Below are 9428 nucleotides of genomic sequence, written 5' to 3' on the forward strand. Positions count from 1 at the left end.
GAGCGCATGGGCCATATCGACCTGGCGAGCCCGGTGGCCCATATCTGGTTCCTCAAGTCACTGCCCTCGCGCATTGGCCTGCTGCTCGACATGACCCTGCGCGACATCGAGCGCATCCTCTATTTCGAGTCCTTCGTGGTGGTGGATCCGGGTCTCGTGGTCGATCTGGAGCGTGGCCAGCTGCTCAACGACGAGCAGTATCTCGAAGCCTTGGAGGCCAACGGCGACGAGTTCGACGCGCGCATGGGTGCGGAAGCCGTTTACGAGCTGCTGCGCACCATCAAGATGGACGACGAGATCCGGCGCATGCGCGAGGAGATCGAGACCACCAACTCCGAGACCAAGATCAAGAAGCTCTCCAAGCGCTTGAAGCTCATGGAATCGTTGATGGCCTCGGGCAATCGTCCGGAGTGGATGATCCTCACGGTCCTGCCCGTCCTGCCGCCCGAGCTGCGTCCCCTGGTGCCGCTGGACGGCGGTCGGTTCGCGACCTCGGACCTGAACGACCTCTATCGTCGGGTCATCAACCGCAACAACCGTCTCAAGCGTCTGCTCGATCTGGTCGCGCCCGACATCATCGTGCGCAACGAGAAGCGCATGCTGCAGGAATCCGTCGATGCGCTGCTCGACAACGGGCGGCGCGGGCGTGCGATCACGGGCACCAACAAGCGCCCGCTGAAATCGCTGGCCGACATGATCAAGGGCAAGCAGGGCCGGTTCCGCCAGAACCTACTCGGCAAGCGCGTCGACTACTCGGGCCGCTCGGTCATCGTGGTCGGTCCGACCCTGATGCTGCATCAGTGCGGTCTGCCCAAGCGCATGGCGCTGGAGCTCTTCAAGCCCTTCATCTTCAGCAAGCTGCAGTTGCGCGGCCTGGCGGCGACCATCAAGGCCGCCAAGAAGATGGTCGAGCGCGGCACGCCCGAGGTGTGGGACATCCTCGACGAGGTCATCCGCGAGCATCCGGTGATGCTCAACCGCGCCCCGACCCTGCATCGACTCGGCATCCAGGCCTTCGAGCCGGTGCTGATCGAGGGCAAGGCGATCCAGCTCCATCCGCTGGTTTGTACCGCCTTCAACGCGGACTTCGACGGCGACCAGATGGCGGTGCACGTGCCGCTGTCGCTGGAGGCGCAGCTCGAAGCGCGCGCGCTCATGATGGCCTCCAACAACATCCTCTCTCCGGCCAACGGCGAGCCGATCATCGTGCCCTCGCAGTACGTGGTGCTCGGGCTCTATTACATGACCCGCGAGCGCGTGAACGCGAAGGGCGAGGGCAGCGTCTTCACCGATATCGACGAGGCGCGTCGCGCCTACGAGACCGGTCACGCGGATCTGCATGCGCGCTGCAAGGTACGCATCCGCGAGGTGATCAAGCACAAGGACGGCTCGATGCACGAGAACACGGCGATCCGGGAGACTACACTGGGTCGTGCCCTGGTGTTCGCCATCGTTCCCGACGGACTGCCGTTCGACTTGGTCGACCGTTCGCTCGGCAAGAAGCAGATCTCGCGCTTGATCAATATCTGCTATCGCCAGCTCGGTCTGAAGGAGACCGTGGTCTTCGCCGACCAGGTCATGTACATGGGCTTCAGGATGGCGACGCGTTCCGGGGTCTCGATCGGTCTGGAAGACATGGCCGTCCCGGAGGAGAAGGCGGGGATCCTTGCGGCTGCCGAGAAGGAGGTCAAGGAGATCCAGGACCAATACGCGTCCGGTCTCGTGACCAACGGCGAGCGCTACAACAAGGTCGTCGACATCTGGTCGCACACCAACGATCGCGTTGCCAAGTCCATGATGAGCAAGCTCGGCAAGGACAGCGTCATCGATCGCGACGGCAACGAGGTGACTCAGGATTCGTTCAACTCCATCTACATGATGGCCGACTCCGGCGCGCGTGGCTCGGCGGCACAGATCCGGCAGCTCGCCGGTATGCGCGGTCTGATGGCCAAGCCGGACGGTTCCATCATCGAGACGCCGATCACCGCGAACTTCCGCGAGGGTCTGAACGTTATCCAGTACTTCATCTCGACGCACGGTGCTCGTAAGGGTCTGGCCGACACGGCGCTCAAGACCGCCAACTCGGGTTATCTGACCCGTCGTCTGGTCGACGTCGCGCAGGACATGGTGGTGCTCGAGGTGGATTGCGGCACCGAGGGCGGGTTGATCATGACCCCCATCATCGAGGGCGGCGACGTGGTCGAGCCCTTGCGCGAGCGTATCCTCGGACGCGTGGCGGCGGTGGATGTCTATCAACCGGGCACCGAGGAGCTGGTCTGCGAGGCCGGGACCCTGCTCGACGAGTCCTGGGTGGAGCGCTTCGAGACCTTCGGTATCGATCAGGTGCGCGTGCGTTCGCCGATCACCTGCGAGTCGCGTCTCGGTGTCTGTGCGCAATGCTACGGACGCGACCTGGCGCGCGGTCATCGCGTAAACCTCGGCGAGGCCGTGGGCGTGATCGCCGCTCAGTCGATCGGCGAGCCCGGCACGCAGCTCACCATGCGCACCTTCCACATCGGTGGTGCGGCATCGCGGGCCGCGGCGGTCAACAGCATCGACATCAAGAACGCCGGCTCGGTGCGACTGCACAACATCAAGGTGGTCGAGCACCATTCGGGCAAGAACCTGGTCGCGGTCTCGCGCTCCGGCGAGTTGACCGTGGTCGACGATCGCGGGCTCGAGAAGGAGCGCTACAAGGTGCCTTACGGCGCCAGTCTGCGCGCCGCCGACGGCGATCCCGTGAAGCCGGGCGACGTCGTGGCCAACTGGGATCCGCATACCCATCCGGTCGTCACCGAGGTGGCCGGTAAGCTCGCATTCGAGGACTTCATCGAGGGCGTGACGGTCCAGGGCCAGGTCGACGACGTCACGGGTTTGACCTCGCGCGTGGTTATCGATCCCAAGCAGCGGCCGTCTTCGGGCAAGGATTTGCGCCCCATGGTCAAGCTGATCGGCGAGGACGGCAACGAGCTCAAGATTGCGGGTACCGATCTCCCGGCGCGCTACTTCCTCCCCGCGGGCGCCATCGTGGGCGTGGAGGACGGGGCCAATGTGGGCGTCGGCGATATCCTGGCGCGTATTCCGCAGGAGTCGAGTAAGACGCGCGACATCACCGGCGGTCTGCCGCGTGTTGCGGACCTGTTCGAGGCCCGCAAGCCGAAAGAGGCGGCCTTGCTCGCGGAGGCCAGCGGGACGATCGGCTTCGGCAAGGACACCAAGGGCAAGCAGCGCCTCGTCATTACCATGGACGACGGCGAGACGGTCGAGGAGCTGATCCCGAAGTGGCGCAACGTCAAAGTCTTCGAGGGCGAGCGCGTGGAGCGGGGCGAGATCATCGCCGACGGCGAGCTGGCCTCGCACGACATCTTGCGCCTGAAAGGTGTCACCGCCTTGGCCGAATATCTCGTCAAGGAGATCCAGGACGTCTACCGGCTGCAGGGCGTGAAGATCAACGACAAGCACATCGAGGTCATCGTTCGCCAGATGTTGCGCAAGGTCGAGGTCACCTCCGCGGGCGACACCCGTTTGCTGCGCGGCGAGCAGGTCGAGCACGCGCACCTGATGGACGAGAACAAGCGGGTCATGGCCGAAGGCAAGCAGCCGGCGCTCTACGAGCCTCTGCTGCTCGGTATCACCAAGGCGTCGCTGGCGACCGAGTCGTTCATCTCGGCTGCGTCCTTCCAGGAGACGACCCGCGTGTTGACCGAGGCCGCGGTGCGCGGCTCCACCGACCGCCTGGCCGGTCTGAAGGAGAACGTCATCGTCGGCCGCCTGATCCCCGCGGGATCCGGTCTTGCGCATCATCAGGAACGGCGCCGGCAGCGGCAGATGGAGATGCCGGCATCGGGGAAGGTCGAGATGGCGACCGAGGAGCTCGAAGAGGCATTGAAGAAGGCGCTCAATACCTCGGAAGCAGGGTGACTGCGAATCACGCGTTGATGCGGGGCGCCGCCTCGGCGTACCCGCGTCTTTCGCGTCGCACGCTATTGAAGTCGCAAACCGCTTCGGAGCATAGGGGATGGAGCCCTTTGCGCTGTCAGTAAGCTACTGAAGGAACAGGCTGCACCGGGTCGAGGTATTTTCGTTTACCCCGGATCCGGGCCCGGCATCGACGATCGATCAGTGGCTTGCGTGCGCGGGGTCGGGCGGTGGTCGAAAAGTCACCCCGGCGTCGCGGGGCGTGCAAAGAGGCGGCCGCCAAGGGATCATATCGTTGTCGAGACGATCCTTTGCAGGAGGACCCCATGGCGACCATTGAACCGAGCTTGTTTGACTGGCGGGATGTGGATGCGCGCAGCGACCTGGATCGCTTTTACTTGGCGCGTGATCATCTCCCGGATGCGCAGCTGCTGCAATACCTGGAGGTCATGCGCGGGGCGGGCCGCGACGACTACCCGGTGGCGGCAATGTGGAATGCGCTGATCGCCGGGGTGGTCTTCCAGCACCCCTCGGTGGAAGCGCTGCTGCGCGAACTGGGGCGCAACCCCGCGTTGCTGCAGGCGTGCGGCTTTGCGGTCTTGCCGATCCAACACAAGCCGGTGACACGGTTGGTACGCGATGCGGCAACCGGGCGCATGCAGGCGGTGCGCGAGGCGCCGGCAGAGCCACGTTCCGCGGTGCCCACCAGCTGGAGCTTCTCGCGTTTCCTGGCCAACGTCATCGAATTGGAGGAGACGTTGGGGATGGTGACGGGGATGATCGTGTCCCTACGCGAGCAGCTGATGGCGGCGTTGCCGGATTTCGGCTGTCATCTCGGCTACGACGGCAAGGCCATCGAGAGCCACAGTACCGGGCGGGTCAGTCGCCGCACCGGGGCGACCTCCGATCCGGATGCCGATTGGGGCAAGCACGAGAGCGGCGGGATCGATGCGCGCACCGGCAAGGCCTGGAACAAGGTCAAGAGCTGGTTCGGCTACGGTCTGCACCTGATCGCCGACACCCGCTACGAGATCCCCGTGGCGATGCACCTCACCCCGGCCTCCCACGCCGAGCAGCCCGAACTGCGGGCGATGATCAAGGAGCTGTTCGCCGAGACCCCCGCGTTGGCGCAGCGCTGCGGCGACTTCAGCGCCGATCGCGGTCTGGACAGCGCCGAGACCAAGGCGCTGCTGTGGGATGAGTACGCCATCCGCCCCTTGATCGACACCCGCGAGCTGTGGCGCGAGGAGAAGCAACACCCCGACGACGATCCGTCCAAGCCGATCACGCGCCCGCTCTTCCCCGAGCGGGTCGACACCATCGTGCATACCGAAAAGGGCAGTGTTCACTGCATCTGCCCGCACACCGGCACGCAGCGCGACCTGGCCTTCCAAGGCTTCGAGGCCGATCGCAACGCCCTGAAATACCGCTGCCCGGCGGGCGCTTACGGACTGGACTGCCAAGGCCGTGATGCCTGTCATCAAGCCGGCGGCGTCTCACCCGGCGACTACGGGCGCATCGTGCGGATCAGCCTCGACGAGCACGATCGGCGCATCTTCGTGCCCACGCCCCACGGCAGTCCGAGTTGGCGGCGCGGCTACAACCGGCGCAGCGCCCTGGAGCGCATCAACAACCGCATCGACAACAGCTTCGGTTTCGAGCGGCACTTCATTCGGGGGCGGGCGAAGATGACCACCCGTGTCGGCTTGGCCCTGGCAGTCATGATGGCGATGGCCTTGGGGCATGTCCGGCAGGGGCGTCTCGAACAGATGCGCTCGTTGGTGCAACCGATCCCCGCTACCGGCTAGCCGATCCTTCCCCGCTCCTCCCGGTCAGGCCGCCGATGCGTCGCCTGCGGGCGCAGCTGTCCGTCGTCCGGTGTTGCTGCGAGTGAGTCTTGTTTAGAGGCATCGGCGCGCCGCCGTGCGTCTGCGAGGGCGTACAAAACCCGGTACGCCGGCCAGCTCAATCGTCGACGATACTCGACGAGTCCGGGAAAAACGCTGCAGCGCAAATGGCTCGGGATGGCTAACCGGTTGACACCAACGGTCCTCCTCCCTATACTGCTCGGTCTCAGCTAGACGGCTCCGCGCCGTCTAGCCTCTTTTTTTCTAGGTCTGGTTCCTTGGTCTGGGCATCCATCCGCCCGGTCCCCGAGTCGATCGATCGCATACGTGCGGCTGTGCCGTCTTATCCAGTCGGCCCGCGGTCGCGCAAGAGTGATTTTACGCTTGTGTTTTCGGCGCCGTTGCGCCTTTGGAGACTGATTGCATGGCAACGATCAACCAACTCGTGCGCAAGCCCCGCAAGCGTGTCGTGGCGAAGAGCACCGTCCCTGCGCTCGAAGCCTGTCCTCAGCGGCGCGGCGTTTGTACGCGGGTTTACACCACGACCCCGAAGAAGCCGAACTCCGCTCTGCGCAAGGTTGCTCGCGTTCGGTTGACCAATGGCTACGAGGTTGCCTCCTACATTGGTGGTGAAGGCCACAACCTCCAAGAGCACTCGGTCGTGCTGATTCGCGGCGGACGTGTCAAGGATCTTCCCGGTGTGCGCTATCACACGGTGCGCGGCACGCTGGACACCTCGGGTGTCGAGAAGCGGCGTCAGGGTCGTTCCAAGTACGGCGCCAAGCGTCCCAAGAAGTGATCCGGTCACCGGACCGGTCAGCCCAATTGAGTGAAATCGGAGTCTAAAACAACATGCCGAGAAGACGCGTTGCCGCCCGTCGCCAGATCCTTCCCGATCCGAAGCACGGAAGCGAGCTCCTGACCAAGTTCATCAACATGATGATGGAAGACGGGAAGAAGTCCGTCGCCGAGCGCATCATTTATACGGCGCTCGATCAGGTGACCGAGAAGAAGGGCGGGCGTCCGGTCGAGCTGCTCGAGCAGGCGATGGACAACGTGCGCCCGGCGGTCGAGGTCAAGTCGCGGCGTGTCGGCGGCGCGACCTATCAGGTCCCGGTCGAAGTGCGCTCGACGCGGCGCAACTCGCTGGCGATGCGCTGGATCATCGACGCGGCACGCAAGCGTTCCGAGAAGTCGATGGCGTTGCGTTTGGCCGGCGAGCTGATGGACGCAGCGGATTCTCGCGGTTCCGCCGTGAAGAAGAAAGAAGATACGCATCGGATGGCCGAAGCAAACAAGGCCTTCTCGCATTACCGCTGGTAACAGCGGGGACCGAGTTTCATTCAATCAGGGCGGATACAGTCGTGGCACGTAGCACCCCAATCGAGCGGTATCGCAATCTCGGCATCATGGCACACATCGATGCCGGGAAGACAACGACCACCGAGCGCGTTCTTTTCTATACGGGTGTTTCGCACAAGTTGGGCGAAGTGCACGACGGCGCCGCCACCATGGATTGGATGGAGCAGGAGCAGGAGCGCGGAATCACCATTACCTCCGCTGCGACGACCTGTTTCTGGAAGGGAATGAGCCGGGAGCGTCCCGAGCATCGAATCAATATTATCGATACGCCCGGACACGTCGATTTCACGATCGAGGTGGAGCGTTCGCTACGCGTGCTCGACGGTGCCTGTGCGGTGTTCTGCGCCGTAGGCGGTGTCGAGCCCCAGTCGGAAACCGTCTGGCGTCAAGCCGATAAGTACGGCGTGCCGCGTATCGCGTTCGTGAACAAGATGGACCGCATGGGCGCGAATTTCTTTCGCGTCGTGCAGCAGGTCAAGGACCGTCTCGGCGGCAATGCCGTACCGATTCAGGTGCCGATCGGTGCCGAAGAAGACTTCAAGGGCGTTGTCGATCTTGTCCAGATGAAGGCCGTCTACTGGGACGAAGCGTCCCGCGGCATGGAATACGAGCTCCGCGACATCCCGGAGGAACTTCGGGATCTCTGCGAGGAGTGGCGCGAGCACATGGTCGAGGCGGCAGCCGAGGCCAACGAAGAGTTGATGGAGAAGTATCTCGAAGGTCAAGCGCTGACCGAGGCCGAGATTATGGCCGGTCTGCGTGCCCGCACGCTGAAGAGCGAAGTCGTCCCCATGATGTGCGGCTCGGCCTTCAAGAACAAGGGTGTGCAGGCGATGCTGGATGCGGTTCTCGACTACATGCCGTCGCCTGTCGACGTGCCGGCCATCAAGGGCATCCTCGACGACAAGGACGAGTCCGAAGGCGAGCGTCCCGCATCGGACGATGCGCCCTTTGCGGCACTTGCGTTCAAGATCGCAACGGACCCCTTCGTCGGTACGCTGACTTTTTTCCGTGCCTATTCAGGTGTGCTCAAGTCCGGGGATACGATCTACAACCCGGTCAAGCACAAGAAGGAGCGCATCGGCCGTATCCTGCAGATGCACGCCAACGAACGTCACGAGATCAAGGAGGTCCACGCCGGCGACATCGCCGCGGCGGTCGGCCTGAAGGATGTGACCACGGGCGACACCCTGTGCGATCTCAACAAGGTGATTACGCTCGAGCGTATGGAGTTCCCGGAGCCGGTCATCTCGGTTGCGGTGGAGCCCAAGACGAAGAGCGACCAGGAGAAGATGGGCGTCGCGCTCTCGAAGCTGGCGCAGGAGGATCCGTCCTTCCGCGTGCACACCGACGAAGAGTCCGGCCAGACCATTATCTCCGGGATGGGCGAGCTGCATCTGGAGATCATCGTCGATCGGATGCGTCGCGAGTTCAAGGTCGAGGCCAACGTCGGTGCGCCGCAGGTCAGCTACCGCGAGACGATCCGCAAGAGCGTCGAGCAGGAGACCAAGTTCGCACGCCAGTCCGGCGGTCGCGGTCAGTACGGTCATGTTTATCTCCGAATCGAGCCGCAAGAGGCGGGTGTCGGATACGAGTTCGTCAATGCGATTGTTGGCGGCACGGTTCCGAAGGAATACATCCCGGCGGTCGACAAGGGCATTCAGGAGGCCATGAAGAACGGGATTCTGGCTGGCTTTCCGATGGTCGACATCAAGGTCACGCTCTACGACGGCTCCTACCATGAAGTCGACTCGAGTGAAATGGCCTTCAAGATTGCCGGCTCGATGGGCATCAAGGAAGGGGCGGCCAAGGCGAAGCCTGTGTTGCTCGAGCCCATCATGAAGGTCGAGGTCGTGACGCCCGAAGAGAACATGGGCGATGTCATGGGCGACCTGAATAGTCGTCGCGGCATGATCCAGGGGATGGACGATGCGCCATCCGGAAAGATCATCCGTGCAGAGGTCCCCTTGTCCGAGATGTTCGGCTATGCGACGGACCTCCGGTCGGCCACCCAAGGGCGGGCGACCTACAGCATGGAGTTCTGTAAGTACAACGAAGTGCCCGCCAGCATTGCCGAAGCGGTCTCCAAGAAACAGTAACGAGCGACAGGGGTAGAGTGGGATGTCCAAAGCAAAATTCGAGCGCAGCAAGCCACACGTGAACGTCGGCACGATCGGCCACGTCGACCACGGCAAGACGACCTTGACGGCGGCGATCACGACGCACCAGGCGAAGAAATTCGGCGGTGAGGCGCGCGCCTACGATCAGATCGACAACGCCCCCGAGGAGCGCGAGCGCGGC

Annotated in this window: 6 protein-coding genes; all 6 read left to right on the forward strand. The window is 63.5% G+C overall.

The genetic code is table 11. From position 1 onward, the window contains the following. Positions 1-3921 (forward strand): DNA-directed RNA polymerase subunit beta' (gene rpoC / locus VLR48_RS02485; RefSeq protein WP_325290265.1); only part of this gene is annotated, 3921 nt, incomplete at its 5' end. 323 nt (positions 3922-4244) lie between these two features. After that, positions 4245-5726 carry a transposase gene (locus tag VLR48_RS02490; RefSeq protein WP_325290266.1) on the forward strand — a complete coding sequence of 494 codons (1482 nt, stop codon included), beginning with the start codon at positions 4245-4247 and terminating at the stop codon, positions 5724-5726. Positions 5727-6189: 463 nt separating this feature from the next. Next, positions 6190-6564 carry a 30S ribosomal protein S12 gene (rpsL, locus tag VLR48_RS02495; protein WP_007195682.1) on the forward strand — a complete coding sequence of 125 codons (375 nt, stop codon included), beginning with the start codon at positions 6190-6192 and terminating at the stop codon, positions 6562-6564. Positions 6565-6617: 53 nt separating this feature from the next. Next, positions 6618-7088, forward strand: coding sequence for a 30S ribosomal protein S7 (rpsG, locus tag VLR48_RS02500; RefSeq protein ID WP_007195683.1), 471 nt, complete (start codon positions 6618-6620; stop codon positions 7086-7088). Between the two features lie 41 nt (positions 7089-7129). Then, a complete protein-coding gene (fusA, locus tag VLR48_RS02505) occupies positions 7130-9226 on the forward strand; it encodes an elongation factor G (protein ID WP_325290267.1) in 2097 nt (698 codons plus the stop codon). Positions 9227-9248: 22 nt separating this feature from the next. After that, on the forward strand, positions 9249-9428 hold a 180-nt coding region (locus VLR48_RS02510; RefSeq protein ID WP_325290268.1), incomplete at its 3' end, for a GTP-binding protein.

The organism is Thiocapsa sp. (genome assembly GCF_035467215.1).
GTDB lineage: Bacteria > Pseudomonadota > Gammaproteobacteria > Chromatiales > Chromatiaceae > Thiocapsa.